The organism is Sulfuricaulis limicola (genome assembly GCF_002355735.1).
Taxonomy (GTDB): Bacteria; Pseudomonadota; Gammaproteobacteria; order Acidiferrobacterales; family Sulfurifustaceae; genus Sulfuricaulis; species Sulfuricaulis limicola.
Genome location: NZ_AP014879.1, coordinates 1,427,998 through 1,454,093, shown reverse-complemented (window position 1 = coordinate 1,454,093; position 26,096 = coordinate 1,427,998). Strand labels below are relative to the sequence as shown.

General features: G+C 58.6%; 23 protein-coding genes. 20 read left to right on the top strand and 3 right to left on the bottom strand.

The genetic code is table 11. The features are described 5' to 3' along the window. Window positions 1-31 precede the first annotated feature (31 nt). The 16 genes from SCL_RS07150 (at window position 32) to SCL_RS14260 (ending at window position 21,087) form a co-directional block, all read left to right on the top strand. The gene (locus SCL_RS07150; protein WP_148665026.1) at window positions 32-1,210 is read left to right on the top strand and encodes a GGDEF domain-containing protein; all 1,179 of its coding nucleotides are present in this window, start codon (window positions 32-34) and stop codon (window positions 1,208-1,210) included. 170 nt (window positions 1,211-1,380) lie between these two features. Further along, window positions 1,381-1,602: a YgaP family membrane protein gene (locus SCL_RS07145; protein WP_096360580.1), complete on the top strand. Its 222-nt coding sequence runs from the start codon at window positions 1,381-1,383 to the stop codon at window positions 1,600-1,602. Between the two features lie 423 nt (window positions 1,603-2,025). Further along, a complete protein-coding gene (locus SCL_RS07140; protein WP_096360579.1) occupies window positions 2,026-2,571 on the top strand; it encodes an ORF6N domain-containing protein in 546 nt (181 codons plus the stop codon). Window positions 2,572-2,585: 14 nt separating this feature from the next. Beyond that, window positions 2,586-2,930 carry an HVO_A0114 family putative DNA-binding protein gene (locus tag SCL_RS07135; protein ID WP_096360578.1) on the top strand — a complete coding sequence of 115 codons (345 nt, stop codon included), beginning with the start codon at window positions 2,586-2,588 and terminating at the stop codon, window positions 2,928-2,930. Window positions 2,931-3,348: 418 nt separating this feature from the next. Next, window positions 3,349-4,203 (top strand): KPN_02809 family neutral zinc metallopeptidase, encoded by an 855-nt coding sequence (ypfJ, locus tag SCL_RS07130; protein WP_096360577.1) that lies wholly within the window; start codon window positions 3,349-3,351, stop codon window positions 4,201-4,203. Between the two features lie 411 nt (window positions 4,204-4,614). Further along, complete coding sequence (locus SCL_RS07125) at window positions 4,615-8,193, top strand: helicase-related protein (RefSeq protein ID WP_096360576.1); 3,579 nt, start codon at window positions 4,615-4,617, stop codon at window positions 8,191-8,193. Beyond that, on the top strand, window positions 8,190-9,842 hold the full coding sequence (locus SCL_RS07120) for a hypothetical protein (RefSeq protein ID WP_096360575.1): 1,653 nt from the start codon (window positions 8,190-8,192) through the stop codon (window positions 9,840-9,842). Before SCL_RS07125 ends, SCL_RS07120 begins: the two co-directional genes overlap by 4 nt. Window positions 9,843-9,853: 11 nt before the next feature. Then, window positions 9,854-12,886, top strand: coding sequence for a DUF1156 domain-containing protein (locus SCL_RS07115; protein WP_148665025.1), 3,033 nt, complete (start codon window positions 9,854-9,856; stop codon window positions 12,884-12,886). Window positions 12,887-12,892: 6 nt separating this feature from the next. Next, window positions 12,893-16,234, top strand: coding sequence for a Swt1 family HEPN domain-containing protein (locus tag SCL_RS07110; RefSeq protein ID WP_096360574.1), 3,342 nt, complete (start codon window positions 12,893-12,895; stop codon window positions 16,232-16,234). 158 nt (window positions 16,235-16,392) lie between these two features. Then, complete coding sequence (locus SCL_RS07105) at window positions 16,393-17,190, top strand: putative phage abortive infection protein (protein ID WP_096360573.1); 798 nt, start codon at window positions 16,393-16,395, stop codon at window positions 17,188-17,190. Between the two features lie 92 nt (window positions 17,191-17,282). After that, the gene (locus SCL_RS14030; RefSeq protein WP_148665024.1) at window positions 17,283-17,816 is read left to right on the top strand and encodes a hypothetical protein; all 534 of its coding nucleotides are present in this window, start codon (window positions 17,283-17,285) and stop codon (window positions 17,814-17,816) included. A 186-nt stretch (window positions 17,817-18,002) separates the two neighbouring features. Further along, complete coding sequence (locus SCL_RS07100) at window positions 18,003-19,490, top strand: protein adenylyltransferase SelO (RefSeq protein ID WP_096360572.1); 1,488 nt, start codon at window positions 18,003-18,005, stop codon at window positions 19,488-19,490. A gap of 445 nt (window positions 19,491-19,935) precedes the next feature. Further along, window positions 19,936-20,256, top strand: a complete 321-nt coding sequence (locus tag SCL_RS07095; protein WP_096360571.1) for a type II toxin-antitoxin system RelE/ParE family toxin — start codon at window positions 19,936-19,938, stop codon at window positions 20,254-20,256. Beyond that, the gene (locus SCL_RS07090; protein WP_096360570.1) at window positions 20,253-20,543 is read left to right on the top strand and encodes an addiction module antidote protein; all 291 of its coding nucleotides are present in this window, start codon (window positions 20,253-20,255) and stop codon (window positions 20,541-20,543) included. The genes SCL_RS07095 and SCL_RS07090 overlap by 4 nt, the downstream gene beginning before the upstream one ends. A 2-nt stretch (window positions 20,544-20,545) precedes the next feature. Then, window positions 20,546-20,860 carry a helix-turn-helix domain-containing protein gene (locus SCL_RS07085; RefSeq protein ID WP_231969798.1) on the top strand — a complete coding sequence of 105 codons (315 nt, stop codon included), beginning with the start codon at window positions 20,546-20,548 and terminating at the stop codon, window positions 20,858-20,860. Window positions 20,861-20,925: 65 nt separating this feature from the next. Continuing rightward, window positions 20,926-21,087: a hypothetical protein gene (locus SCL_RS14260; protein ID WP_172425960.1), complete on the top strand. Its 162-nt coding sequence runs from the start codon at window positions 20,926-20,928 to the stop codon at window positions 21,085-21,087. A 187-nt stretch (window positions 21,088-21,274) separates the two neighbouring features. On the opposite strand, the gene SCL_RS07080 is transcribed toward SCL_RS14260, so the two are convergent. Continuing rightward, a complete protein-coding gene (locus SCL_RS07080; protein WP_096360569.1) occupies window positions 21,275-21,673 on the bottom strand; it encodes a hypothetical protein in 399 nt (132 codons plus the stop codon). Between the two features lie 265 nt (window positions 21,674-21,938). Here SCL_RS07080 and SCL_RS07075 point away from each other — a divergent pair, with 265 nt between their 5' ends. The 3 genes from SCL_RS07075 to SCL_RS07065 all read left to right on the top strand — a co-directional run bounded on the left by SCL_RS07075 (window position 21,939) and on the right by SCL_RS07065 (window position 23,831). Beyond that, a complete protein-coding gene (locus SCL_RS07075) occupies window positions 21,939-22,163 on the top strand; it encodes a hypothetical protein (protein WP_096360568.1) in 225 nt (74 codons plus the stop codon). A gap of 141 nt (window positions 22,164-22,304) precedes the next feature. Beyond that, entirely contained in the window at window positions 22,305-23,414 is a 1,110-nt protein-coding gene (locus tag SCL_RS07070; RefSeq protein WP_197702744.1) for a Fic family protein, read from the top strand. 12 nt (window positions 23,415-23,426) lie between these two features. Further along, the gene (locus SCL_RS07065; RefSeq protein ID WP_096360566.1) at window positions 23,427-23,831 is read left to right on the top strand and encodes an RNA-binding S4 domain-containing protein; all 405 of its coding nucleotides are present in this window, start codon (window positions 23,427-23,429) and stop codon (window positions 23,829-23,831) included. A gap of 149 nt (window positions 23,832-23,980) precedes the next feature. On the opposite strand, the gene SCL_RS07060 is transcribed toward SCL_RS07065, so the two are convergent. Together SCL_RS07060 and SCL_RS07055 are read right to left on the bottom strand one after the other, a co-directional pair. Next, on the bottom strand, window positions 23,981-24,289 hold the full coding sequence (locus SCL_RS07060) for a hypothetical protein (protein ID WP_197702742.1): 309 nt from the start codon (window positions 24,287-24,289) through the stop codon (window positions 23,981-23,983). A gap of 302 nt (window positions 24,290-24,591) precedes the next feature. Continuing rightward, window positions 24,592-24,927: a hypothetical protein gene (locus tag SCL_RS07055; RefSeq protein WP_148665023.1), complete on the bottom strand. Its 336-nt coding sequence runs from the start codon at window positions 24,925-24,927 to the stop codon at window positions 24,592-24,594. A gap of 370 nt (window positions 24,928-25,297) precedes the next feature. On the opposite strand from SCL_RS07055, the gene SCL_RS07050 reads away from it, so the two are divergent. Continuing rightward, the gene (locus tag SCL_RS07050; RefSeq protein ID WP_096360563.1) at window positions 25,298-26,077 is read left to right on the top strand and encodes a zinc ribbon domain-containing protein; all 780 of its coding nucleotides are present in this window, start codon (window positions 25,298-25,300) and stop codon (window positions 26,075-26,077) included. The last annotated feature ends 19 nt before the right edge of the window (window positions 26,078-26,096 follow it).

Sequence of the window (26,096 nt, the reverse complement as noted above, 5' to 3'; positions counted from 1 at the left end):
GGGCACATCCGCCTGATCGCCCGATAAAGCCTTGAGCACCACCGATACCCCGATCTCCCACAAGAAGCCCAGGTTCCTGGGCATCTTTTTGGTCACGTCGTTGATCGGCGTGCTGCTGATTTCCTTTTCCGTCTATCGCGCTTCGCTGGAGCTGGAAGTGGTCCACGAGGTGGACAACATGCACCGCCTCATTCCCGCCATGCTCGGCGAGCCGGCGCTCACCCGGATCGCGCGCGGCGAGCACCCGTTGGCGCCAGGCGAAGCCAGGCTCCCCGGCGACCCGGCCTACCGGTTCTTCGTCATTTCCGACGGCGGCCTGCGCCCGTTGCAATCCGGATCCGCCGCCGACCTGCGCCTGCTGGAATCCATCGATCTCGAGTCCACGCGCGTCAACGAGCGCGGAGGGTACTTCGAGGCCGACGGCGCCATTCGCACCTGGGTCAAGTTTCCCAACCGGGACAACACCAGAACCCTGCTGGTCGTGCACCGCTTCAGCAGCGCCGGGGCCGGCGCGCTGGCGCATGTTTACCAACAGCGCATGATCATCCCGGTGGCCTTTTACCTGTGGCTGACGGTGTGGGTCTCGCTCATTCTCAATCACCTGCTGCGCGAGCTGCATGCCCAGAAGGACCAGTTGCAGCAGATGGCCTTGCACGACGCGCTGACCGGCCTGCCTAACCGCAAGCTGATGCAGGACCGCTTGTCGAAGCTGATCCTGGCGAGCCGCCGCGACGGGCAACAGTTCGCCTTCGGCGTGATCGACCTGAACGGATTCAAGAAGGTCAATGACACGCATGGCCATTTTTACGGCGACGAACTGTTGCGCCAGGCGGCGAAACGCATCGAGGGCGCCTTGCGCGCCGCCGATACCGCGGCGCGTTTTGGTGGCGATGAATTTACCGTGCTGTTGAGCCCGGCCGACTGGGCCACGTGCCTGACGGTGCTGGACCGCATCCAGGCCGCACTGAACGCACCGTACATACTATCGGACACGCAAGTGACGGTGAGCGCCAGCATTGGCGTGGCGATCTTTCCCGTGCATGGAAAGGATGCCGACACGCTGTTATTCAATGCCGACCTGGCGATGTACGCCGCCAAGGCCAAAGGCGGGGGCATCAGCGTGTTCGAACCCGGCGCCGCCGGCCAGAGCAAGGACGCCAGCGCCTCCATCGCCCGCGCAGGCGGCGGCGCGAGCGCCTATACAAATTAAATGCCCTCAAAAATTATTCCCTCACCTCACTACTCAGTCCCCTCTCCCTGAAAGGGAGAGGGCCAGGGAGAGGGTAGGGGCCGGTAAAGGGTGAACGAACTAGTTCATGTAGGTTGGGGTGAGGCGCGCAGCGCCGAACCCCAACATTTGATCTTAGGGGATGAAACGAAATGAAAATCACCTTCAAACGCAACATGGGCACCCTCGACCGCGCCATCCGCACGGCCGTCGGCCTGACTCTGATCACCATCGGCCCGGTAACCCAGGCCATCACCCCCGACAAACTGTCGAACATCCTGTTCGGCATCGTCGGCACCCTGGCGCTGGTCTCGGCGTTCTTCGCCTATTGCATCCTTTACGAAGTCACCGGATTCGGCGTCGGCAAGAAGTAGGGCGCCTGCCACATTCCAACCAGTCGATCGGCGCGCAATGCGCGCCCTACATTTTAATGTAGGGCGGGTTAGGCGATTTTCGCCGTAACCCGCCGAATGTTCATTTGAGATCAAACAGCTCACGTAGGTTGGGGTGAGCGCAGCGAACCCCAACACGCCTGAGTAACGTTGGGGTTCGGCACAAAACGCCTCACCCCAACCTACATTAATACTCACGTAGGGCGCGTACCACGCGCGAACCGGCTGATCGGCGCGCATGACGCGACCTGCATTCACTTCTTTCGCTCCCCCTATATCTAGGGCCAATAATCTGGAAAGGGGCTCTATAATCTTTCCCGATTTACAAAAAACCAACTTGATGTCGCAAAATGCGACATCAAAAGAAAACTGAACGGATTTGGAAAAACCTGAAGGAGTCAGGTTATGGATAAATCGAGGAGAACCAAGCCCGTTGTCCCTGTCGAACGCGTCGCACGGTCAATCCTGTTAATCCGTGAGCATAAGGTGATGCTCGATGCAGACCTGGCTGAGCTATACGGTGTCACCACGAAACGCCTGAATGAGCAGGTAAAACGTAATCTGGAACGTTTTCCGGCAGATTTCATGTTTCAGCTGACCGAGGCAGAGAAGACCAAGGTGGTCGCAAATTGCGACCACCTTGCGCGCCTTAAATTTTCACCAGTATTGCCCACCGCCTTTACCGAACATGGTGCCATTATGGCTGCCGCCGTGCTGAACTCACCTCGTGCGGTCGAAGTCAGCGTGTTCGTGGTCCGTGCATTCGTGAAGCTCCGGGAGCTTTCCGTTATCCACAGGGAAATCGGGCGCAAGCTTGACCAACTGGAGCGCAAGGTGACCGGGCACGATCAGGCAATAGCCAGCCTGATCACCGCCATCCGTGAACTCATGACCCCGCCCAATCCGAAGAAGAAACGCTCCATCGGTTTTGCGCCATGGGAGGAGAAATAAGTCGCAGGTTAGCCATGCGCACGGTAACGATTGAAGTCTCAAGTGTTAAAAAATCACTCGGCCGGTTTCGGCGAGCGGTGAAAACACGCGCTGCGCAGGGCGAATTCGTCAGTTTCGAAAACCTCGATACGCTCCTCAAGACCCTTACCGGCAAGCGCTGGGAGTTGTTGCGCGCTTTGCAGGGACGGGAACCGATGTCGATCCGCGCCCTGGCGCGCGAGCTCGGCCGCGACGTCAAGAATGTGCACACCGATATTCAGGTGCTGGTTGAGATTGGGCTGATCGAAAAAGCGGGCCGCCGTATTCGCGTTCCGTTCGACGAGATCCGGACGGAATTCGTCGTGCGCACAGCGGCTTGATCGGCTGTTTACCCAGGGCGTAGGTCGGGGTGAGCGCAGCGAACCCCAACACAAAAACGCATCGGGCACGTAAGGCACAACCCACGCGCCATAAGACTGGATTCCCGCTCCCCGCTTACTACATGCGGGGACAAGCTTCGCGGGAATGACAACCTTTCTCCCTAGGGTACGCCCTACAATATTAATGTAGGGCGGGTTAGGCCTATTTCGCCGTAACCCGCCGAACCGATGAAGTATCCCGCTGTCGCGGGATGTCATTTAAAACCTGGATGCCCGCTTTCGCGGGCATGACGGTGGAGCGGTTGTCATTCCCGCGCAATCAGGAATTCCTTCTGCCATTCCCCCCCTCATCGGGATTAATATACCCGCCTACGGATCAAGCCCGTTTCCGGCAAACGGCGCACAGGAGGCTTCAGCCATGTTGTGGAAAGGTCAGAGGCAGAGCCAGAACGTTGAAGATCGCCGCGGCATGAGGGTGGGCGGGGTCGGCCTGGGCGTGGGCGGTGTCGTGGTGCTGGCGCTGGTGGCGCTGCTCTTCGGCGTCGATCCGGGCACGGTGCTGCAAGAGGTGACGACGCTGAACGTCCCGACGGGCTCAACCACCGAACCCGTCGAGCTTTCGGAAGAAGATCGCGAGCTGGGCCAATTCGTTTCCGTGGTGCTCGCCGATACCGAGGATGCCTGGCATGCCCTGTTCCGCCAGATGAACCTGAGCTACCGCGAACCCACGCTGGTGTTGTTCACCGGCGTCGTGCAGTCGGCCTGCGGCATGGGCCAGGCGGCGGCCGGCCCGTTTTATTGCCCGGGCGACCAGAAGCTTTACATCGATCTGGCGTTTTATCGCGAGCTGCGCGAGCGCTTTCAGGCGCCGGGGGATTTCGCGCAGGCGTACGTCATCGCGCATGAAGTCGGGCATCACGTGCAAAATCTTCTCGGCATCGCGGGCAAGGTGCAGGAGGCGCAACGCGCGAACGCGGGCCAGGCCAACGCCCTGTCGGTGCGGCTGGAGCTGCAGGCCGATTGCTATGCCGGCGTGTGGGCCAACCACACGCAACGGACGAAACAAATCCTCGAAGCCGGCGACGTGGAAGAGGGGCTCAACGCCGCCAGCGCGATCGGCGACGACCGCCTGATGCGACAGGCACGCGGCGGTTATGTCAGCCCGGATTCATTCACCCACGGCAGTTCCGCGCAGCGCGTAAGCTGGTTCAAGCGCGGCCTCACGAGTGGCGATCTTCGCGATTGCGACACGTTTGCCGTCACCCGGCTCTAGTTAACCCGAGGGCTTTTGTTCCCCCGCGCGAAACCTGTCCCCAAAAATTAACTCCCTCTCCCCTTCGCGGGAGAGGGCGGGGGAGAGGGGGAACACCGTCACCCCGCATGTTGGAGGCGGCGGCCCAGGACTTCTAAAAGACGCCTTTCCCACTGCATCAGCCGGCGCCCAGAATTTCCCGCAGATTTCCGCAATTCCCACCAACTCCGTCATATCGGGAGTCTTATGTTAGGATTCCAGCATAAATAAAAGGGATTGGAGGAGGGGGAGCGTTGGTCCCAGAACCAGAAAAAGAAGCCAAGGGGTTGATAAACAAGCTGCTTATTGTGCAAGCTGGCTGGGTGGTTGGCGATTCAGCCCAAGAGTTGTCACGTCGCACAATGGGGAATCTCTCCAGCGACCTCTGCAAACATGAGTAAGCTCGAAGACCTCCAACCCAACGCCGCGATCCGGGGCATCCTACCGGATGCGCTGGTCACAGTCGTGAACGTCCAGTGGTATGGATCGGAGGCGCTGGAGCTTACATACAAGACCCCGGCGGGCAAGGTCGCGAACGAGCTCCTCTACCGTCACGATGAGCCACGCATCGAGATTGTCGAACAAGGCCGGCCCTGGAGTTTCGATGGAGATGGGGCGCTCTTCCGCCTAGTCTCCGAAGCACAGCGCATTCGTCTTGCACACTTGTTCGATCCGGTACTGGCGGTCCATACCTCCGTCGTCGATCCGTTACCGCACCAGATCACGGCGGTATACGAATCCATGTTGCCGCGCCAGCCGTTGCGCTTCCTGCTTGCCGACGATCCCGGCGCCGGAAAGACCATCATGGCGGGCCTGCTCATCAAGGAGCTGATTGCCCGCGGCGATCTACAACGTTGCCTCATTGTTTGCCCGGGCAGTCTCGCCGAACAATGGCAGGACGAGCTCTACCGCCGCTTCCATCTGCCTTTCAAGATTCTTACCAATGACAAGCTCGAAGCTGCACGTACTGGCAACTGGTTTCTGGAAACCAATCTCGTCATCGCCCGACTCGATAAGCTCTCACGCAACGAGGACGTGCAGCAAAAGCTCCAGGCGCCGGATGGCCGCTGGGATCTCGTGGTTTGCGACGAAGCGCACAAAATGTCGGCCACCGTCTTCGGCGGCGAGATCAAGTACACCAAGCGCTACCGCCTTGGACAGCTGCTCTCGACTCTCACAAGGCACTTCCTGTTAATGACAGCGACACCGCACAATGGCAAAGAAGAGGACTTCCAGCTCTTCATGGCGCTGCTCGATGGTGACCGTTTCGAGGGGCGGTTCCGCGATGGGGTCCACGTCGCCGACGTTTCGGACCTGATGCGCCGCATGGTAAAGGAGAGCCTGCTCAAGTTCGACGGCACGCGGTTGTTTCCTCCGCGCATTGCTTATACCGTGCCCTACAAGCTCTCGGACGCTGAAGCCCATCTCTATAAGGCGGTCACTGACTACGTGCGCGATGAGTTCAATCGTGCCGAGAAGCTTGAAAATGACAAGCGCGCAGGAACCGTCGGATTCGCGCTCACCATCCTTCAACGGCGACTGGCTTCATCACCCGAGGCGATTTACCAATCCCTGCGCCGTCGCCGTGAGCGGTTGGAAAGCCGGTTACGCGAACTGGAAGTCCTCCAACGCGGTGGCCAAGCCGCGCCCGTGCTAGCGCCCGCCACGCCGACATTCGATGTCGAGGATGTCGAAGACCTCGAAGACGCGCCGGACAACGAAGTCGAGGCCGCAGAGGAGGAAGTCCTTGACCAGGCGACTGCGGCGCGTTCCATCGTTGAGTTGAAGGCTGAGATCGCGACCCTTAAAGGGCTGGAGTCACTTGCTCTCGGAGTTCGCCGCAGCGGCGCGGATACCAAGTGGCGCGAGCTGTCGAGCTTGCTCGACGAAATTTTCACCACCGCCGGCAGTGCCAATCGCGTGGCCGAACCGGATGCACCCTACGGTGCCGGAGAGATACCGCGGCCTACATCCTCGCCGCATCAGAAACTCATTATTTTCACGGAACACCGCGATACGCTGAACTACCTCCAGAGCCGCATCACTACACCACTTGGTCAGCAGGCAGTGGTCGTGATCCATGGTGGCATGGGACGAGAGGAGCGCCTGAAAGTACAGGAGGCATTCAAGTTTGATCCTGAGGTGCAGGTGCTGCTGGCCACCGACGCTGCAGGCGAGGGCATCAACCTCCAGCGTGCGCACCTAATGGTGAACTACGATTTGCCGTGGAACCCCAACCGTCTGGAGCAGCGCTTCGGCCGCATCCACCGCATTGGGCAAACCGAGGCGTGCCACCTGTGGAACCTGGTGGCCGAAGAGACCCGTGAAGGCGACGTTTATCGCAAGCTGCTGGAGAAGTTGGAGCAGGCCCGACAGGCCCTCGGCGGTCAGGTTTTCGACGTGCTCGGCAAACTCCAGTTTGAGGGCAAATCCCTGCGCGATCTCTTAATTCAGGCCATCCGGTATGGTGAACTACCCGAGATTAAAGCCTACCTGACCACCGTTCTAGATAAGGCGCTCGATCGTGGTCATCTTCAGGATCTTCTTGATGAACGCGCGCTCGCCCACGATGCCATGGACGCAAGTCGTGTTCATCGCATCCGCGAAGACATGGAACGCGCCGATGCACGTCGTCTGCAGCCGCACTACATTGAGTCTTTTTTTCACGAGGCTTTCCAGCGTCTTGGTGGTGCAGTCAAGCAGCGCGAGCCGCGCCGCTACGAAATCACCCACGTTCCGGCCCCGGTGCGCCATCGCGACCGCCTGATTGGTATCGGCGAGCCGGTGCTCCCACGCTATGAACGCATTGCCTTCGACAAATCGCTGGTCGCGCCGCAGGGTCAGCCGTTGGCCGCCTTCGTATGCCCGGGCCATCCACTTCTCGACTCGGTCATCGACATCACGCTTGAGCGCCACCGCGACCTGCTCAAGCGCGGTGCCGTACTGGTGGACGAGCACGACAGCGGCACACAGCCACGCGTGCTCTTCTATCTCGAACATGCGATCCAGGACGCGAGTCTCACGCGCTCGGGCGAGCGCCGTATCGTCTCCAAGCGCATGCTCTACGTGGAACTCGATGCCGACGGTAACACACGCCATATGCATTACGCGCCCTATCTCGACTACCGACCACTGGCCGAGGGCGAGCCAAATGTACAGGAGATCCTCGATCGGCCTGAGTGCGCAAAGCTCAACCGCGAGTTGGAACAGAAGGCGCAAGGCTACGCCGTGGCTCATGTCGTGCCGGAGCACCTTGCCGAGGTTCGAGACGGCAAGCTCGCGCTTATCGCCAAGACCGAAGCGGCAGTGAAGGAGCGACTCACCAAGGAGATCACCTACTGGGATCACCGCGCCGAGCAGCTCAAGCTCCAGGAGCAGGCCGGCAGACCTAACGCCAGGCTCAATTCGGGCGAGGCCCGCAAGCGAGCCGATCTACTCCAGGGTCGGTTGCAGAAGCGGCTGGAAGAACTGAAACAAGAAGCCCATATTTCGCCGCTACCACCCGTCGTTCTCGGCGGCATCTTGGTGGTGCCGATGGGGCTGCTCGCATCCATGACAGGGAAGGCAGCGGCAACACCAACAACGCCTGTGGATACCTTGGTCAGTGCCGACCGCGCCCGCGCCATTGTCATGGAGATCGAACGCAAACTCGGTTTCGAGCCAACAGACCGCGAACTTGAGAAGCTCGGCTACGACATCGAGAGCCGTGTGCCTGGCACTGGCAAGCTGCGTTTCATCGAGGTTAAAGGTCGGGTCACTGGCGCACAGACGATCACCGTCACGCGCAACGAGATTCTCTACTCGCTGAACAAACCTGAGGATTTCCTCTTGGCGATTGTTGAGTTTACCGGCGATATTACGCACCGCGTCCACTACGTGCGCCAGCCGTTCCAGCGCGAACCGGATTTCGGTGTGACGAGCGTCAATTATGATTTCGCTGAATTGATTGCCAAGGGCGGGCGTCCCTCATGACAAACAGCCCACAGAAACCAACCTTTGCCGGGCGGGCGCCATTCTCGCGCGTGCGATCTGTTAGCCAGGTGCTCCTGACGTTTCAATCCGACGATCCTAAAAAAACATTCGGAGAAATCCGCAATGAAGCCCTTCAATGGCTAGCCAGACGAGCGGGGCGGCTTCTCCCGAAGCATGCCTGGGAAGGTGAATCATTCGATATGTTGGAAGTGGGAGCCCAGCCGGTATCGGCGCTTGCGCTGGAAGATCCCAATTATTGGTGCTTTCGGATCAGCGACGCCGATAAAGGGGTAGCAAGGCGCAATTGGACCACCGAAACTGGCATTTTACTCGACGAGAAAAATATCCTTTTTGGTTGTCGTCTCCAAGCCGTCGCTCTCGGAGACTCCCCCGAGTTTGATGCAACGATACCCGGAGTTGTCGCGCAAGTCGTCAGCCATCATGCTGCGTATTTGGATAGTCGGCGAATTTCTACCAAGGCTTGGCATGTGGATACAGATGATTCAGTCCGTCAGCTGGTGGACTTATTGCTAGATTCCGCTCGTACACGGCCAGTAATTGTTGTGTCCCTTGGCGACAAACATGGTAATGATGGACCGGCGGTGTTCGATGTTGATGGCTTGGCCCGGCTAACAATTGGTGCCGCTCATGTTGTCACGTTGACAGGCGAGGCCTCATATTCATTGACCGACCAGCTTGGCAAGGAGTTTTCAGTATTTAACAAGGCCGTGCGCACCTATCGCCCCGGGCTGGACATCAACGAAGATGCTCCCAACGAGCATCCGATTGCCATGTCTGGAAGCATTGAAGAGTGGCCAGAAGGTGGTGCGGAAGCATTCAAGCGTTTCCTTGTTGAGCGTGCTCTCCGTGACACAGTTGTGGGGGTCGATATTTATAGTCAGCTACCGTCGTTTGCGGATATACACGCGCAGGCGATTAAGCAAAGGCGCAACAAAGCCAGCAAACAGGGCGCATCGGATAAAGAGTTGCTGGCCCTCGCAATGGAGGAAAACGACAGCTTGAACCGAAAGCTGAAAGAGGAGAAAGAAACTTATGATGGTCTCCTGCAGTCCGCGGAAGTGGATCGCAAACTCATCGAGAGTGAGCGAGACCAGACACGAGTTGATTATCGCTCACTACAGGCACGGCTAGCCCACCTAGAGGCCGCGCTCCACACGGCGGGGAAGCAGGAAGAAACTTCCATACCGGATTCTTTTGACGACCTTGAGGAATGGTGCAAAAGCTATCTCTCCGGCAGCGTCCACGTCATGCCAAGAGCGATTCGACATGCCACGAAATCCTCATTTGAGAACCCGGCGCTGGCCTACAAGACATTGGTCATTCTTCGCGACCAATTCGTGCCAATGAAGCAGGAAGGTGGGTTGGATAAGAAAAGGGCCTATGAACAGGCCTTAGCCGAACTTGGGCTGGAAGAACAACCCAGTTTCGCCGGGGGCCGAGCCGGTGAGCAGGGGGACGAATACGTAGTTCAGTATTATGGTCGAACGAGACAGCTGGACCGCCACATTAAAGGCAGCAGTTCTCGCGAGGAACGGTTTGGTTTCCGGCTCTATTTCTTTTGGGACGACGACAGTCAGCAAGTCGTGGTCGGTTCATTCCCGTCACATTTGTCCACACGCGCAACCTGACGATCCAATACATGACGTATAAAATGAAGCTCATCGAAGTCGCCCTGCCGCTAGAGGCGATCAACATTGCCAGCGCGCGGGAGAAGTCCATCCGCCACGGGCATCCGAGCACGCTGCACTTGTGGTGGGCGCGGCGGCCGCTGGCGGCGGCGCGGGCGGTGATTTTTGCGCAGATGGTGGATGATCCATCGGCCTACGTGGATGTGCTCCGGGCGGATCCGAAGCTGCGCCGCAAGGCGGAGTCCGCGCTCAAGGCGCGTCTCAAGCTGTGGGAGGAGGCGCGGGCCCTCGCCGAGAGGGCCAAAGGGACCAATCTTTCAGTCCCGGAGCCGGGTCCGGCGCCGACCCTCGACGACATGCTGGCCGACCTGGAACGCCAGCGGCTGTTCCGCATCGTCGAGGATCTGGTGCTGTGGGAGAACACCACTAACGAGGCGGTGCTGCAGGCGGCGCGCGACGAAATCTGGCAGAGCTGGCGGCGGGCCTGCGCCGAGAACGCCGGCCATCCGCGCGCGAAGGAGCTGTTCGACCGCAACAAGCTGCCCGCTTTCCACGATCCCTTCGCGGGCGGCGGTGCATTGCCGCTGGAAGCGCAGCGGCTGGGGCTGGAGAGTTACGCCAGCGATCTCAATCCGGTGGCGGTGCTGATCAACAAGGCGATGATTGAGATTCCGCCGAAGTTCGCCGGTAAGCCGCCCGTGAATCCGGCATGGCAAAAGAAGCGGGACGACGAGAAGGCCATGACAGTCTGGCGCGGCGCGCAGGGCCTCGCTGAGGACGTGCGTTACTACGGCCAGTGGATGCGCGACGAGGCCGAGAAACGCATCGGTCACCTCTACCCCAAGATTGAGGTGACGGCGGCCATGGCCAAGGAGCGACCGGACCTGAAGAAATACCTCGGTCAGAAGCTCACCGTCATCGCCTGGCTGTGGGCGCGCACGGTGAAAAGTCCCAACCCGGCCTTTGCCAACGTTGATGTTCCGCTTGCCACTACTTTTATGCTCTCCACCAAAGCGGGTAAGGAGGTGTATGTGGAGCCGGTAATCGCGGGAAACAACTATCGATTTACGGTTAAAGTGGGCAAGCCCAAGGATGCAGAAGCAGCGAAGAATGGCACCAAGCTTGCGCGTGGGGCGAACTTCCGCTGCTTGATGTCCGACATACCAATGTCACACGACTACGTTCGGGGAGAATTTCAGGCGAAGCGTAACGGTGTGAGCCTAATGGCAATTGTTGCTGAGGGCGAGCGCGAGCGGGTCTACATGACACCGACACCAGAGCAGGATTCTATCGCTCGCAGCGCACAACCAGACTGGCGCCCAGAGCAAGAGATGAACCAAGAGACCAGTAACCTAGTTAGCGGTCGAGGATATGGAATTACGCACTGGCATGAGATATTTACACCCCGTCAACTCTCGGCACTAACGACTTTATCCGGTTTGGTTCAGGAAGCGCGCGAACAGGTGAAGCGCGACGCCATCGTGGCCGGCTCGCCTGATGATGGTATGTGTCTAGTCACTGGCGGATCCGGTGCTACAGCTTATGCCGATGCGGTAGGACTGTATCTGGGCCTTGTTGTAAGCAAACAGACAGTCTTCCTTGTAACGCAGGCTCGATGGAGAGCTGGTGAAGGGAAGTCAGCCCCCGCATTTGGAAGGCAAGCGTTGCCGATGGTGTGGGATTTTGCTGAACTCAATCCTTTCGCCGGTGCTGGCGGAGACTTTCTCGGAATTGTTGAAGGCGCAGAGAAGACGTTACGGAATTGTCCGCCTCCAGTGCGAGGAACTGCGGATCAAGCGGATGCGGCGACACAGAAAATTTCTACCGATCGGATCGTTTCCACCGACCCTCCCTACTACGACAACATCGGTTATGCCGACTTATCTGACTTCTTCTACGTCTGGCTTCGCCGGTCGCTGAGGCCCGTGTTCCCCGACCTCTTCGCCACTCTCACTGTGCCCAAGGCCGAAGAGTTGGTGGCCACGGCTTACCGCCATGGTAGTAAGGAGAAGGCAGAGATATTCTTTCTCAATGGCATGACGCAGGCTATGCACAGGTTGGCTGAGCACTCGCACCCGGCCTTCCCGGTCACCATCTACTACGCCTTCAAGCAGTCCGAAAACGACGGCAATGACGGCACGACGAATACAGGTTGGGACACCTTCTTGGCTGCGGTCATCGAGGCCGGCTTCGCGATCAGCGGGACTTGGCCGATGCGCACGGAGAACCAGACGAGATTGATCGGCATGGACACTAACGCGCTCGCCTCCAGCATCGTACTCGTCTGTCGACCGCGTGCGATAAATGCACCCACAGCCACCCGCCGCGAGTTCGTCGCCGCGCTAAAGGCCGAATTACCGCAGGCATTGGCGCATCTGCAAGCAGGCAACATCGCGCCGGTGGACCTGGCGCAGGCCGCCATCGGCCCCGGCATGGCGGTCTATACCCGTTACGCCAAGGTGCTCGATGCCGAAGGCCAGCCACTTTCGGTGCGCGCCGCGCTGGCACTGATCAACCTGACTCTCGACGAAGCCCTGGCCGAGCAGGAAGGCGATTTCGATGCCGACACCCGCTGGGCACTCACCTGGTTCGAGCAGACCGGTTTTGCCGAGGGTGATTACGGCGTAGCCGAACAGCTTTCCAAATCCAAGAACACGAGCGTCTCTGGCCTGAGTGATGCCGGCATTCTGCTGTCCAAGGCTGGCAAGGTGCGGCTGCTGAAACCCGCCGAACTGCCTGATGACTGGGACCCGACTACGGACAAGCGTCTCAACGTCTGGGAAATGGTGCATCACCTGGTGCGCATGCTCGAAGCCGGCGGCGAAGGCGCAGCGGCGCAGATCGTGGCGAAGCTCGGCGCGAAAGCCGAAACCGCCCGTGAACTTTGCTACCGCCTGTATACCCTGTGCGAGCGCAAAAAGCGCGCAAACGAGGCCATGGCCTACAACGCCCTGGTACAAAGCTGGCCGGAGATCACGCGGCTGGCTCGGGAAGCGTCACGGACTGTAATGGCAGACACCGAAGATATGTTCAAACTGGAATAAGCAACCATGGCAATCACCAATCACGAGCGCGTCGGTAAGGCCTTGGAACTGCTCAAAGCAGGGGTGTCACCTTTTGTTGAGCGCGAGTTCAAGGCGAAGTATGGCGATAACTGGGCAACCAACGTGCGCGACGTTTTATCTGACACGCGCCTGGGCGCTGGCAAGGGCGAATCACTCAATGATGTCGCCGCGTTGCTAGTGGTCATGGACCGCAAGTGGAGTGATGTATTTCGCCAGATTCTCGGCAAAACCGAACGTAGCCTGGTGAACGAATTGTTGGCGGTGCGCAACCGCTGGGCGCATCAGGAAACCTTCTCCAGCGACGACACCTATCGCGCGCTTGATTCGACCGGGCGGTTGCTGACCGCCCTGTCCGCATCGCAGGCCGAAGAAGTCGAGAAGATGAAGATGGAGCTTCTGCGTGTACGCTTTGACGAGCAGGCGCGCGGCGAAAAGCGCAAGAGCGCTGGCACTGCCATTGAGAGTGCGGCAGCGGGCAATCTCAAACCCTGGCGCGAGGTGGTGACGCCGCACAAAGACGTGGCCAGCGGCCGTTACCAGCAGGCGGAGTTTGCCGCCGACCTGTGGCAGGTGCATCTCGGCCAAGGGACCGACGAATACAAGAACCCGGTGGAGTTCTTCCGCCGCACTTATCTCACCGAAAGCCTTAAAGGGATGCTGGTTGGGGCGGTGCGACGCCTCGCTGGTGAAGGTGGTGACCCGGTGGTGCAGTTACAGACCAACTTCGGCGGTGGCAAGACGCACTCGATGCTGGCGCTTTACCATCTGTTCTCGGGCAGTACACCGAGCGAGCTGGTCGGGATTGATGCCGTGATGCAGGAAGCCGGGGCAACGAAGCTGCCGACTGCGCGGCGCGTGGTGCTGGTGGGCAACAAGATTTCACCCGGGAATCCTTCGACCAAAACCGATGGCACGGTGGTGCGCACGCTGTGGGGTGAGCTTGCCTGGCAGCTTGGCGGCAAGAAGGCGTTTGCGCGCATCAAAGCCGACGATGAGAAAGCGACCAGCCCCGGTGATGTGCTGCGCGAGTTGTTTGTTGAGTATGGGCCATGCCTGATTCTGATTGACGAGTGGGTAGCCTACGCGCGCCAGCTCCACGACCAGGGCGATCTGCCGGCGGGCGGTTTCGAGACGCAGTTCACCTTCGCCCAGGTGCTGACCGAGTCGGCAAAGCTGGCAAAGAACTGTCTGCTGGTAATCAGTCTTCCAGCTTCGGACACTTCGGGTTCGCCGCATGCCCAGGCCGACGATGTGGAAGTGGGCGGCCAGCGGGGGCGTGAGGCGCTCGACCGGTTGCGCAACGTAGTGGGACGCGTGGAGTCGTCATGGCGGCCGGCCAGCGCGGAAGAAGGCTTCGAGATAGTGCGGCGGAGGTTGTTCGAGCCGCTCTCCGATCCGGCCCAGTTCAAGGACCGCGATGTGGTGGCGCGGGCGTTCGCGGACTTTTATCGCTCGCAGAAGGCGGAGTTCCCGCCCGAATCTAGCGAGAGTGATTATGAGAAGCGGTTGAAAGCGGCGTATCCGATTCACCCCGAAATCTTCGACCGGCTTTATACCGACTGGTCCACGCTGGTGAAGTTCCAGCGCACCCGCGGCGTGCTGCGGCTGATGGCGGCGGTCATCCACAGTCTGTGGGAGAAGGGCGACCGGAACCCACTCATCCTGCCGGCGAATATCTCAATTGATGACCCGCGCGTGCAGTTCGAGTTGACGCGCTATCTCTCGGACAACTGGGTGCCGGTGATCGAGAAAGACGTGGACGGGCCTAACTCCTTGCCACTGAAGCTGGATAGTGAATTGCCAAATTTGGGCAAGTTCTCAGCGTGCCGGCGTGTGGCGCGCGCTATTTACATGGGCTCGGCACCAACCACGGCCGCCGCGCATAAAGGCATAGAGGAGCGGCGCGTGAAACTGGGCTGTGCTATGCCGGGAGAGTCACCGCCGGTGTTCGGCGATGCGCTGCGGCGGCTTGCGGGGGCGGCCACCTACCTCTATCAGGATGGTCCGCACTACTGGTATTCGACTCAACCTACCGTTACCAAGTTAGCAGATGACCGCGCCGAGCAGCTCAAGCGAGATCCGGACAAGGTGGTCCATGAACTCGAAAAACGGCTGCGCGCCGACCTAGGTAAGGCCGGGGGTTTCAGCCGAGTGCACGCGCTGCCACATTCCGGGCAGGACGTGCCGGATGACCTTGATGCTCGACTGGTGGTGCTGGGGGTTGATCACCCTTACAGCAAGGAGGCGGGAAATCCGGCTGAGATGGCCGCCAAGGCGATTCTCGAAACCCGGGGTAACACCCCGCGCCTCTACCGCAATACGCTGGTCTTCCTTGCCGTAGACAAATCACGACTACAGGACCTGGACGAGGCGGTGCGGCGTTATCTTGCCTGGGAATCTGTCCTCGACGAAAAGGATACGCTGAACCTTTCGCCGCATCAGGTAAAACAGGCGGAGACGCAGAAATCCGCTGCCAATGGCGCCGTATCGGCGCGACTGCCCGAGGCATATCAATGGCTGCTGTTCCCAACGCAGAACGGCCCACAAGCTGCCGTGATTTGGGAAGCCGCACGGCTTTCCGGCCAGGACGCGCTGGCTGTTCGCGCGAGTAAGAAGCTCAAGAGCGACGAGCTGTTCATTACGAGCTTTGCGGCCTCGCGTCTGCGTATGGAGCTGGACCGCGTGCCGCTGTGGCGCGGGGACAATGTCTCGGTCAAGCAATTGGCGGATGATTTTGCGCGCTACCTCTATCTGCCGAGGCTGGCCGATTCGAACGTGCTTCTCGAAGCAATCCGGAATGGCATTGCGTTGCCCACCTGGGAACAGGATGGGTTCGCCTATGCCGACGGTTATGACGAAGCAGGTGGGCGCTATCGCGGTCTGCGCGGGGGGCAGCAGGTAGCCATCTCCGATGCCAGTTCCGCCGGGCTATTAGTAAAGCCCAGCGTTGCACGCGCACAGCTCAATGCGGAGGCAAAAGCGCCCGACGGTGGCGCACGTCCCGCTATTCCGGGGGGCGGTGCCGGTGAAACTCCAACAAGCCCTATGCCGGGCACGGCTCCAACACCACCTGCGCCGACTGAGCCACCAAAGCCAAAACGCTTCCACGGGAGTGTGGAGCTCGATCCTGCCCGCGTAGGACGGGATGCCAGCCGCATCGCCGAGGAGGTGATCGCACATCTATCGGGTCTCATCGGTTCCAACGTGAAGGTGACACTAGAAATCGAAGCTCAAATTCCTGGTGGTACACCCGATAATGTTGTGCGTACCGTCACCGAGAATGCCCGTACGCTGAAATTCTCGAATCAGGGGTTCGAGAAAGAATAACCAAAAGAGCATAAAGCATGCTGAATTCAACCAGTAAACTATGAACTCATAGTGGCATTGCCTGGCTTTGTTGACATACTAAAAGCTGCCAAACATGGCGCAAAGAACTGGTCGCCACTTTCGAATTTGCGTCGCTAGAAGCTTCATGGGATGAATTAATGGAAAAAATGCCGAAAGAGCCAGGAAACTGGCAAGCGATTGGCTTAATTGCTTTCGTTGTCCTGTGTTGGCTAGGGTTGGGGTTTTACGCCTCAAGCCGACCTGAGCCTGGTGAATTCGGAGACATGTTCGGGTCTGTGAATGCATTATTCTCCGGCCTCGCATTCGCAGGATTGATCTATGCGATCTGGTTACAGCGCATTGAATTGCGATTACAGCGTCGTGAACTCGAAGCAACACGAGCAGAACTGGCCGGGCAACGGGCGCAGATGGAAGCCCAGAACCGAACACTGCGAAAACAAAACTTTGAAGATACTTTTTTTCAACTTCTTCGGCTACACAATGACATAGTAAACGCAATTGATTTGGTAAAAACCGGAGAAGGCGGTCGCATCACCAAGGGCCGCGACTGTTTCAGCGTCTTCTACAAGCGTTTACGGGAAAAATATGCAGAGAAGCAAGAAGAATTCGAAAGGGGAGGAATTGCAGTACAGCATTTTCTGAATGAGGTGTATCTGGCGTTCTATAAAGAGCATGAAGCCGAGCTCGGGCACTACTTTCGAAGCCTCTATAACATCGTAAAATTTATAAAAAACAGTGAAGTGCCTGATAAAAGACTCTATACAAATTTAGTTAGGGCGCAATTATCTAGCAATGAGCTGTTATTAATTTTTTATAATTGCCTAAGCAAAATGGGTAATGAGAAGTTTAGGCCACTTACAGTTGAATTTAATATTCTGAAGCATCTTCAAACCGATCAATTATTAAAATCTGACCATGCAAGTTTGTACTATTGACGTCAATACAACACCTTGGTGGATCATTTCAAGAATTAAAGGTGCTAGCCTCAACTTTCCAAATCATTCCAACCACTTGGTAACTACGATCAATGCTAAATAGTGTATCCCCTCAAGTCTTAGTCGCTCTAGTGACTGCCTTGTTAACTGCTGCAGTTACACTCGCTAGTGTTTTTCTAACAAACCTAAATCAACGTAAGACCGAAGAAGCCAAATTTGAAAGGAATAAAGAAGCTGAGCATACCGTTTTTAAAAGGGAGAAACTGGAAGAACTCTATCTTTTATTTTCGAAATGGGATGCAGACTTGATGTCATTGAGTTATTTTTATCTTTCCGTGATGACTGGAGAAGCTCAAGAAGAAGACGCATTGGTAAGTGCGAGTAAAAACCAATTATCTGAAAAAGACTGCCTCCAGAAAATACTTATGATGGTTAACCTCTATTTTCCAGAACTCAAAGATTCTTTTAATGAGGTGCTAGATGCCAGAGAAAATGTTTGGCAATTTTGCTCGAAGGCCCTTCCTCCTGGAACTGGCGCAGAAGATTTTATTCAAACTCAAGAAGAATTCCGTAAAACCGGAAAGAATTTCATGGAAAAAATAGCCGAGCTCACACATACGTTATGAATTTAAGGGGACGGAGGGAAGTAAATAGGGGGTAATTCAGATCACCGTTTTCGTGCTGTGTCACACCAGGCGGGGGTTGCACGGCAAGACCAGATCCCATCTTAATATCCCTGACATTAACCAGTCTTTAACGAACGTCCACTCGGTTACACTGTCACCCGCTCTGGTGCTGCCGGTACATAAAACGTGATCCACATTCCCTTTGACAATCGATTCCTCCAGCTGGGTGAGCCTTTCTTTGCCAAGGCGCACCCCGCGCCGGTGAAACAGCCGGCGCTGATCCAGTTCAATCACGCGCTGGCCCGGGAGCTGGGCATGTCGGTGGAGGATGTCAGCGAGGCGGAACTGGCGCAGCTCTTCTCCGGTAATGCGCTGCCGCCCGGGGCCATGCCGGTGGCGATGGCGTATGCGGGCCATCAATTCGGCAGCTTTGTTCCGCAGCTTGGCGATGGGCGCGCGATCTGGCTCGGCGAAATCCGCACGGCGAACGGTGCCCGCTTTGATCTGCAATTGAAGGGCAGCGGGCGCACGGCTTATTCCCGTGGCGGCGACGGCCGCGCGGCGCTGGGGCCGGTGCTGCGCGAATACCTGGTGAGCGAGGCGATGCATCGGCTCGGTGTGCCGACCACGCGGGCGCTGGCCGCGGTCGCCACAGGCGAATCGGTGGCGCGCGAACGCGACTTGCCGGGCGGGGTGATTACGCGCGTGGCCGCGAGCTTTGTACGGGTGGGGACGTTCGAGTATTTCGCCGCGCGCGGGGATGTCGCGGCCGTGAAAAATCTCGCGGACTATGTCATCGCACGCAACTACCCGGAGCTGGCCGCGGCGCAACAGCCCTACGTGGCCTTGCTCGCGGCGGTGATCGCGCGCCAGGCACGATTGATCGCGCGCTGGATGCAGCTCGGGTTTATTCACGGGGTGATGAATACCGACAACATGTCCATCGCCGGCGAGACCATCGATTACGGCCCGTGTGCCTTCATGGACGGGTATCGTCACCAGCGCGTATTCAGCTCAATCGATCGCCACGGGCGCTACGCCTACAACAGCCAGCCGGGCATCGGCCTGTGGAACCTGGTGCGCCTGGCCGAAACGCTGGTGCCGTTATTGGCGGAATCGACGGAAGACGCGGTGAAGATCGCGCAGACACATCTCGAAACCTACCAGGGCCAGTACGAAGCGGCGTGGCTGGCAGGCATGCGCGCGAAGCTGGGCCTCACGGCGGGTGTGGACTCCGACGCACAGGACAAGGCACTGATCGATGCCTTGCTCGACGCGATGGACGCCAACGAGGCGGACTTTACGCTGACGTTTTATCACCTGTCGCGCCTCGGCGCCGGCTCACCCGCGCAGGATCATGCCATTCGCGGCTTGTTTGGCCGGCCCGCGGCGTTTGATCACTGGGCCGCGCAGTGGCGCGAGCGCCTCCAGCGCGAGCCGCAGGGTGAGGCGGCGCGGCAAGCCGGCATGCAGGCGGTGAACCCGGTGTATATCCCGCGCAATCATCAGATCGAGGCGGCCATCCGCGCCGCGGAAGACCGCGGGGATTTTTCGGTGTTTCACGCGCTGCACGCCGTATTGCAGAACCCGTATGCGGAACAGGCCGGGAAAGAGCGTTATCGCCTGCCGCCGGAACCGGAAGAGGTGGTGTCTAAAACCTTTTGCGGGACTTGAAGCTCTGAATCAGTGTCGAAGGACAGCGCCCCCTCTCCCTAACCCTCTCCCCCTGAAAGGGGGAGAGGGGAGTGGGTAGACGGTAATTCCCTCTCGCCGCAAATAATCCACCCCCTCACCCAAGCCGTGGCGAAACCAGCCTGGGCTGACATCTCGTAGGGCGGGTTAGTCGCGCAGCGACGTAACCCGCCGGATGCGGTGTCAGCACGCGGTTCGCATTCGGCGCAATACGCTGCGCTATTGCGCCCTACGTGCTGCTGAAACAGTTTCAGGGCGGTAAAACTCCACGCCGTTCCGTTGTCCGGTCTCGTGTCCAACCCTTACATCTAGGGCCAATTTTCACCTGCGTGACGGTATAGTCGATCATATCTCATTATCGACTACATCCAACGTATGCATAACGTATCATATTTGACGACATGTAGCCTGAAGGCTACAATCTTCAGTGCCTGAAATCCGCAAATACCGCCGACCCGACGGCATTGTTCCGTTTGATCGTTGGATTGCGAAACTGCGCGATCCACGCGCCAAGGCTCGGATTCTCGTACAACTTAACCGCCTGGCGCTCGGTCTGCCCGGTGACTGGAAACCGGTGGGGGAAGGAGTGTGCGAGCTGCGGATATTCGTGGGCATGGGCTATCGCGTCTTTTTCGCGCACGATGGCAAAACAGTAGTGGTCCTGCTTTGCGGCGGCGATAAATCCACGCAAGACCGGGATATCGAACTGGCCAAGTCGTATTGGCGGGAGTACAGGAAGCAGACATGAAAAGCGTCCCTTTCAAGACCTCGGATCATCTCAAGACACGCAAGGACATCGTGGCGTATCTCAATGCTGCGCTTGAAGATGGCGAACCGGCGGTGCTGCTGGAGGCGCTCCGCAACGTGGCGCAGGCCAAAGGTGGAATCGCAGCACTGGCGAAGACGGCGGGCGTGAGCCGAGAGAGCCTCTACCGCACGCTTTCGCGCCGGGGTAATCCGAAGATCGACACCGTGATGGCTCTGCTGCGGGCCATGGGGCTTAAACTGAGCATCGATCAGCGTAAGGCGGCGTAATAGTGACAAAACGCAAGACGATTCTGAATGCTGTGCACGAGACCGCCCGCGGTCTGCACGATGCCGGTTTAATGGAAACTAAAACGATGCGTGAGTTTGATGTGCTGTGCCTGCCTCGGGTCAAGGAATACTCTGCCGCGCAGATCAAGCGCATTCGCGAACGCAACAAGGCTAGCCAGGCCGTGTTCGCCGCGTATCTCAATACCAGCGTTTCGACCGTTCAGAAGTGGGAGCGTGGCGAGAAAAAGCCCAATGGGCCTTCCCTGAAGCTGCTGAGTCTGGTTGAGTCCAAGGGGCTTCAGGTGCTCGCCGCATAGCGCCATCGTGGTGGCTGGCCCGAATGCCAGCCAAGTGCGGTGTTAGTTGCTGAGGGATACAAATCGTGAGTAACGAGAACAAGAAAACCCGTGTGCCTGCGCGTGGCCCGGATTTGGTGAGTTCCGAAACCGCACTGCGCCGTGCGGCAAAGCGCGCGCGCGAACAGGCACGGCGCTCCACGGGCTATGTCGTGGTATATCGCGATGGCAAAATCGTGGAGGAATGATGGGTCGGTAAACGTGTCGACTGACAAAGTCGCAGTTTTTTGAAACAAAGCCCGCTACAAGCGGGCTTTGTTTTTTTGCTTATCCAAGGATAAACCGGACCAGCGTTTCCGCGACTATGCTCGGAGCAAATAAAGAAGCCAGGCTCGATTTTCCACGAGAGCCAAGACCATGAAAAAGTCCTTTCCCTCAGTCGCCGAAATCCAGCCCGGCGATGATGCGGTTCAGCTGCCCCTGCGGGCCGGCTTCCTTGGCCAGATCATCAATTGCACCGTCCTTGTCGCGCTCGCTGGCCTCGATTTTTGCAATGTAGCGCGCGTTGCAGTCCGCCACGGCTTTCTTGAGGATTTGCAGGCGCCCGACGATCTCGTCGGGCAAGCGGACCCAGGTTTCGATGTACAGGCACTCCTTGGCATCGATCGTTGTCGGGAAGCCCTCTTTGGCCATGTGATCGGTGAAATCCTGGCACCAGTCGACCGGCGCCTTGTGCGTGAGCCGGAAGCAGAGATCGATGTACGGTTCCCGGCGGATCCGCGGCGGGCGCCTTTCGTCGATGCCCGCGATTCTGATGTCGCTGATGCCTTCCATAATGCGGTTCCTCGGTTTGGCGCGTGCGGATTCGTGTGTATGCACTCTCACTATACGCGCAATACCGGGGTGGGGCGGGATTCGGGGAAAATATCAGTTCGTGCACAAACAAGCGTCAGAAGGCGAGGATGATTTCAGGGCTGTAAGGCTTCACGCCTTTCCATTATCTCGTCTCATCTCCAACCCTTATATCTAGGGCTGACCATAACATTCACAACGATATAATTGGAAAAGCCATGTGGGCGCAAGGCAGAGAGAAGACAAGGTGAGCGCACAGAAAACGATTCAGGCTGAAAAACTGGCTATGAGACGCAGCAAGGAAGAACTGACGCAAGAGTTCGTGCACGAGGCGCTTGCCGCAGATGCCGCGATTGAGAAGGGTGCCGCGATATACCGTGCTGAAGACGTTCATCTCTGGCTGAAACGATTGGCGCAGAATCGACGACCCGCTCGGCCCAAGTCGTGGCGAAACCAGCCTGGACAGCTTTAAAGCAGGTTTTCGGGCCCTTCAAGGCATTTAAAATTATATGGATAATTCTTTCAAAGCGAATTATGCTTTGAAAATGGCCTTGCAAACAACAGAGAGCGCGGCGTGAACCCCAAGGACTTCCGGTGTCCCGAGGCGGGTCGAGTGATCCGTACCCCCGAGAAATACCATGCCTTCATTCCGGCGCCACTGCCGCCGGCGATCCCCTATGATGCGGAATTGGCCCTGGCCTTGTCACGCGCGGACGCGGCGTTGAGCGAACTTTCAGGACTCGGCCGTCTGCTGCCCAATCCGCACCTGCTGATCGCCCCCTATATTCGCCGTGAGGCGGTGTTGTCCTCGCGCATCGAAGGCACGCGCGCCAGTCTGTCCGATATCCTGCTTGATGAAATGGAGGCGGAAGTCCCGGATGGCGACGAGGCTGACGTGCGCGAGGTGCGCAATTACGTCGCGGCGCTGGAACACGGCGTCAAACGCCTGCGGACGCTGCCGCTGTCGTTGCGGCTCGTGCGCGAACTGCATGCCCGGCTCATGAAAGGCGTGCGCGGAGATCGCGCCACACCGGGTGAATTCCGGCGCTCCCAGAACTGGATCGGTCCCCGTGGCAGCACGCCCGTTACCGCGTCTTACGTTCCACCGCCGCCCGCGCCGATGCAACAATCGCTTGCTCGCTGGGAACGCTTTCTGCACGAACGCGACAAGCATCCGGACCTCATCCAGTGCGCCCTGATGCACGAGCACTTCGAGGCCATTCATCCGTTTTTGGACGGAAATGGACGCGTCGGACGCCTGCTGATTACGTTGTTTTTGATCGAACGCGGGAGGCTGTCGCAACCTCTGCTGTACCTGTCCGCTTACATCGAAGCGCATCGCCAGGATTATTACGACCTGTTGCAGCGGGTGCGGACTCATTGCGACTGGACGCGATGGCTGCTTTTCTTCCTCACGGGCGTCACGGAGACGGCGCGTGATGCCATACAACGCGCCGACGACCTGATGGCATTGCGGGAGAAATTCCGCGGACGCCTGAAGGACAAGCCCAAGGCCATTACCTTGCTGGATGAGTTGTTCTTGAATCCCTATATCACCGTCGCGCGTGCGGCGAAAATTCTCGAGGTCTCCAATCCGACCGCCCGGCAGACGGTATCGCTCCTGGAACGCACTGGCATGCTCAAGGAAATATCGGGCCGTAAGTGGGGCCAGCTTTATCTGGCGGGGCCGATCATGAGGGTAATCGAGAAAGCCGGAGAGTAATCCTCATTGTTCATGGATACCGCATCACCAGACAGCGCCATACGCCTCGACAAATGGCTTTGGGCGGCGAGATTCTTCAAGACCCGGACCCTGGCCGCGGAGGCAGCGGCGGGCGGCAAGGTCAAGCTGAATGGCGAGCGGGTGAAGGCGGCCAAGGCCATCCGCCTTGGCGATGCCTTGAACATCCATATCGGCCCGTATGAATACGTCGTACGCGTGCTGGTCTTGTCCGCCAAGCGCGGCCCGGCGACGCAAGCCGCGCTGCTTTACGAAGAAAGCGAATCGAGCCAGACGGCGCGCAAGGCCCTCGCGACCCGTTTGGCCGCTGAGCGGCAGCATGCCATCCATACCAACGGGCGCCCCAGCAAGAAAGAGCGGCGTCAGATTATTCGATTCAAGAAGTCGAGAACTGAATAAGAGCGTATAACGAAATGAAATTCACGGCCTTTATGTAGGGTGCGCAAAAGCGCAGCGTTGCGCACCGTTCGACGTATATTGGTGCGCTTCGCTGACGCTCAGCACACCCTACAAAAGATTCTTCCATAGTTACAACCGCTCGCGTGGACTCAGCGCCCGCTCTCCAACTCGCGCTTGATTGCCGCCAGCTCCTGGCTGGCGTCGGCAAACTCACCATACGAATGCGCCGAGCGCGAATACCAATAGCGGCTGTTGCCCGCATCGCCTTCGATCTTGTGCAGCACGGCGTGAATCCAGCAGGCGAGCGGGTCGTCTTCGTCCTGCTGCACGGTCTTGTGCGCGCGGTCCCAGTCGCCGGCGAGCGCGGCGTCGATGGCGCTTAACAGATCAATTTTCATGGGTGGACGATAGCGCAGGGGCTGGATCGGCTTCAACCGGGAGAAAACACGGAAAAACACGCCAGAACACCGCCGTCGCATTGGCGAAATCGGATTGCTGACTGAATTGATAAATTACCATTTCGCTGCGTTGAATTTTCGTGGCAGGGGAGTACCCTCAAGCTGTCCTCGAAGCATGAGGATAATGGAGCGTAATTCTAATAAGTACCTCTCGCCTGTGAGAGGCGCGCCATTTCAAGTGGGTGGGCTGATGAGTGAAGCCGCAGAAAGCTGTAGCAGGTTGCTGTGGTGTGCTCTTAGTCAGGTAGCAAGGCTTCGAGGTACTCAGCCCCACCCACGCTTAACCCTCTCCCGCCTGATTCTCACCGCCGGCAACGCACGGAGTTCTTGAGCCGGGCGATGTGGCCGGACTGCTGTTCCTGCAATGCCACGCATTCCGCTTCGGTACGAGTGTTGTAACAGATGCGCACCGCATCGAGCATTTGGTCGATCTCGCGGTTGCAGGCGAGATCCCGGGTGTGCTGGCGACCGATGCCGAACTCCTCGGGCGTGAAGTCGCGACGGTGTTCGGTCTTCTTGTACGGTTCCGTTTCCGTGTCCTTGCCGCAGGCAGCCAGCGTGGCGAGTACAGTCAGCGCGATCAGATGGCAGTATCCGGGAAGCATGCGGCGATTGCCGGTTAAGTGTTTAATTTCCATCCACCTCAGCTTAGCATCGAAAATTCACCGTACGAATGCGCCATCCTGCCTCAGGTTCGACCCTTGAATTTATGTGATCGCACGCACAGCGTGCGATACCATGCAAACCAATGTCGTATTCCGTTTCTGATATCCCCCTCCCCCTAACCTGTATTCCCGCCCGGGGCGCACGAGAATCGTGTGCGCCCGTTCGGCGGGCAAAAGGTCCACTGGATCTTTTGCAAAACTCCGCCTCACCCCGCGAGGGGAGGGGGGAATGATTTTGAGATAGGTTACGACAAGCTCGCGCTCCCTTAAGACCGGTCTGGCGGTTTGTTTCCCATGCTCAGACATCTCGTCACGCCTCATTGTCCCGTGGTAAGGTGCGGCCATGAACGCCAAAACTGTCAAATGTCCCGGCTGCGGCAAGCCCGCCGCGGGCAATTTCTGCGGCCACTGCGGAACGCCCATCGTAACGAGTTGCCCGGAGTGCGAGGCCGAGGTCAAGCCCGGGTCGCGCGCCTGCCAGGAATGCGGCGCTTCGCTCCTGCCCGCAATGCCTAAACAGTGGAACGCGCAAACCATCGCACCGTGGGCCGCCATCCTCATCGCCATGCTCGCCCTCGGCGTGGCACTGTCGGCCTTGTTCGGTCAGAGCGGCGGCGCCCCGGCACCGGCGCCGTTTGCGCAATCCATGTCCCCGGCGGTTCCCGCGCCGGGCCAGATGGTGGATCTGGCCAGCATGTCGCCACGGGAAGCGGCAGACCGCCTGTACAACCGGGTCATGGCGGCGAGCGAGAAGGGGGATGTCGCGGAGGCGTTACGGTTCGCGCCAATGGCGCTGCAAGCCTACGACGGCCTGGGGTCGCTGGACAACGACGCCCGCTATCACGTGGCCTTGCTGCATCTGACGACGGAAGACATCAAAGGCGCCCAAGTGCAAATTGAAATGCTGCGGCAGTCCGCGCCGAATCATTTGCTGGGTTTCATGCTGGAGCACCAGATCGCCGAGCGCGCCGGCAAAAAAGACGGCGCCGCCCGGGCTTACAAGGCCTTCCTGGCCGCCTACGATGCCGAGATGGCGAAGGGGAGGGAAGAGTACCAGGATCACCTGAAGAGCATCGAGCGCTTCCGCGCGGCGGCACAGGCCGGCATGGCAGGAAAGAGATAACGCGACACCGCGCTTAAGC

Bases quoted from the DNA above. Each gene is read 5' to 3' on its own strand.
- SCL_RS07125 (WP_096360576.1), top strand. From the start codon at position 4,615: ATGAGTAAGCTCGAAGACCTCCAACCCAACGCCGCGATCCGGGGCATC.
- SCL_RS07120 (WP_096360575.1), top strand. From the start codon at position 8,190: ATGACAAACAGCCCACAGAAACCAACCTTTGCCGGGCGGGCGCCATTC.
- SCL_RS07065 (WP_096360566.1), top strand. From the start codon at position 23,427: ATGGATACCGCATCACCAGACAGCGCCATACGCCTCGACAAATGGCTT.
- SCL_RS07145 (WP_096360580.1), top strand. From the start codon at position 1,381: ATGAAAATCACCTTCAAACGCAACATGGGCACCCTCGACCGCGCCATC.
- SCL_RS07110 (WP_096360574.1), top strand. From the start codon at position 12,893: ATGGCAATCACCAATCACGAGCGCGTCGGTAAGGCCTTGGAACTGCTC.
- SCL_RS07050 (WP_096360563.1), top strand. From the start codon at position 25,298: ATGAACGCCAAAACTGTCAAATGTCCCGGCTGCGGCAAGCCCGCCGCG.
- ypfJ (WP_096360577.1), top strand. From the start codon at position 3,349: ATGTTGTGGAAAGGTCAGAGGCAGAGCCAGAACGTTGAAGATCGCCGC.
- SCL_RS07135 (WP_096360578.1), top strand. From the start codon at position 2,586: ATGCGCACGGTAACGATTGAAGTCTCAAGTGTTAAAAAATCACTCGGC.
- SCL_RS14030 (WP_148665024.1), top strand. From the start codon at position 17,283: ATGCTAAATAGTGTATCCCCTCAAGTCTTAGTCGCTCTAGTGACTGCC.
- SCL_RS07140 (WP_096360579.1), top strand. From the start codon at position 2,026: ATGGATAAATCGAGGAGAACCAAGCCCGTTGTCCCTGTCGAACGCGTC.
- SCL_RS07105 (WP_096360573.1), top strand. From the start codon at position 16,393: ATGGAAAAAATGCCGAAAGAGCCAGGAAACTGGCAAGCGATTGGCTTA.
- SCL_RS07080 (WP_096360569.1), bottom strand. From the start codon at position 21,673: ATGGAAGGCATCAGCGACATCAGAATCGCGGGCATCGACGAAAGGCGC.
- SCL_RS07055 (WP_148665023.1), bottom strand. From the start codon at position 24,927: ATGGAAATTAAACACTTAACCGGCAATCGCCGCATGCTTCCCGGATAC.
- SCL_RS07090 (WP_096360570.1), top strand. From the start codon at position 20,253: ATGAAAAGCGTCCCTTTCAAGACCTCGGATCATCTCAAGACACGCAAG.
- SCL_RS07115 (WP_148665025.1), top strand. From the start codon at position 9,854: ATGACGTATAAAATGAAGCTCATCGAAGTCGCCCTGCCGCTAGAGGCG.